Origin of the sequence: Rhizobium sp. PDO1-076, from assembly GCF_000247475.1 — a bacterium.
In the GTDB taxonomy this organism is placed as follows: Bacteria; Pseudomonadota; Alphaproteobacteria; order Rhizobiales; family Rhizobiaceae; genus Allorhizobium.
Genome location: NZ_AHZC01000223.1, coordinates 1 through 2,223 on the forward strand (window position 1 = coordinate 1; position 2,223 = coordinate 2,223).

1 protein-coding gene is annotated in these 2,223 nt (G+C 62.8%); it reads right to left on the bottom strand.

Annotated features, from left to right (window positions below):
- Positions 1 to 20 precede the first annotated feature (20 nt).
- The coding region (locus tag PDO_RS13635; RefSeq protein ID WP_007602559.1) for an autotransporter family protein at positions 21 to 2,223 on the bottom strand (2,203 nt) is incomplete at its 5' end.

A 2,223-nucleotide genomic window follows, 5' to 3' on the forward strand; every position in this document is an offset into this window, starting at 1 on the left:
ATCCCCTAACGTGGCAAGCATTAGAACCGGACGGCGAACGTTCCATTGACGGCATGTCGGCTGCCGCCATCGCCGATTTGGCCGCTATAGCTGAAGCCGAGTGTTGACGTGTCGTTCAGCCTGACATCGAACCCGGCCTCAAGGACGGCGATATCACTGGCGATCGGCGCGCTGGCAATGGTGAAGGCATCGCCGCCGGCAAAGTTGTGAACCCCTTGCGGCGTCGTGTCGCCAAAGGCATGCATCCACGCGATCTTGCCCTTTGCCCGAACCGCCATCCCCTGCAGCATGACATCGTGTTCGCCGCGCAACCCAAGCGTAGAATAGTTGACGGTGTGATCCTGTGCGGCGACGGTCAGCGCCGACGGCCCTCCCTCTTCGGTGAAGCCATCGCTCGAGAGGCGAACATGGGACAGACCCAGGAACGGCTCCAGAACCGCCTCGCCCATGTCCAGCCGATAGCCGACTTCGCCAAAGGCCTGCAGGCTCCGGGCTGCATAGTCGGAAGACAGCGTCTCATCGAGACCATAGAACCCAACGCTGCGTTCGATGTCGAGCCGGTGTCGGCTGTAGCCAAGTCCGGTGCGCAGCGCCAGCGCACCCCATTGCCGCCCGCCATAGACACCGGCATGATAACTCTCGGCATCGCCGGAAGACGCACGGTCATCGACGGCAAAGGACGTCTCTCCATAACCACCCACCAGGCCGAGGTGCCAGTCCTCCACCATCATGTCGCCACCAACCAGAAGACTGCCGCCAGATTGGTCGTAGCTTGCCCCGTTGCCATCGCCCGCACGCGCCACAACGCTACCGCCCGCATCGATCCACATCGACGCGCCGGCGGCGTCAAGGGGCGGCAGTTGCCATGCCGTATCCGGTCCCCAGACCTCTGCCTCTGCCTGCACCCCGAACTCGGCCTGCGTGCCCGTGCCCGTCATCGACCCAGTCCCTCCCGTCTCCGCATCAAACGCCGCAGCAGCCAGGCGTGCCGTGATGGCATTGCGCAGCAGCTGACTGTCGTGGATCAAGACGCCATGGATGGCCTCGTGGACCTCGCCGGACAGCGCGTCGAGCGCCCCGGCAACCTCGTCTTCGTTCAGACCCAGCACCGCATCAAAGGTCGGGCCGGCACCCAGATCCTGCAGGCTGTTGGCCACCGCAATCTGGTTCGGGGTTCCGGCAAATGCCGAGAAATCAAGGCCGTTGAATTGCAGCGTCAGAAACACATTCGAGACATCATAGGCAAGGCTTGCATCGAGGAACGCAAACTCTTCCGTGACCGCGTCAAACACGCCGGTCACCTCATCCTCAGCCGTCAGGATCACGTAACGGCCGTCCAGGTCGCGTTCCCGGGTCTCCGGCACCTCTTGCGCGCGCAGAACGTGGACTGTGCCGCCATCGATCTGCGCCACACCGGCGACAGCGACAAGGTCGCTTTGCTCTCCTGCGGCAACTTCGACCTCCAGCACCGAGCCGGCCGCAAAGGTTGCCGTACCGGCGACGGTCAGTGTGCCGATCGAATTGCCGGCTGCCAGCCGGCCGCCAGCGGCAACGGTCGTGCTTCCGACTGTGCCCGTGCCGCCAAGCGTGGCGCCCGAGGCAACCTGGACTAAACTCTCGCCGGCCTGGCCATTGATCGACAACAGCCCCGCCTCAATGACAATGTCGCTGCCGCCAATGATATCACCATTCAGCGTCCAGCGCCCGCTCTCGGTCTTGGTCAGGCTGGCAAGCCCGATGACGTCACTCTCCAGCAAGCCTTCCCCAAGCCCGTTCAGGCTGAGGCCGATGGTGCCCTCACCTTCACCTAAAATATTGCCGACAATCCGGGCATCGGTACCAATCGTCAGTGAGATCGTCTCGAGATCATCCGCAAAAGCAAAGATGGCGGACGCGTCCTCCCCCGTCGCCGAAATCGTGCCGCCGCTGATCACAGCCGTGTTCCCACCGCCCTGGATCTCCAAGCCATTGGCCCCTTTTCCTGTCGTGGAAATCGCACCGCCGGTCATCGTGAGAACACTCTCGTCGCCACCCGAGAATACGCCGAAGGAAGATGCACCCGTCGTGGAAATTGTGCCGCCACTGATCGTAACCGTTCCATCGTTGCCATAAGCAAGCATGCCAAAGGATCCGTCGCCTGTTGTGGAAATCGCACCACCGCCAATCGTGATCGTGGCCCCGTCGCCACCGTTGACGATGCCAGCAGATGCAGCGCCAGCGGTA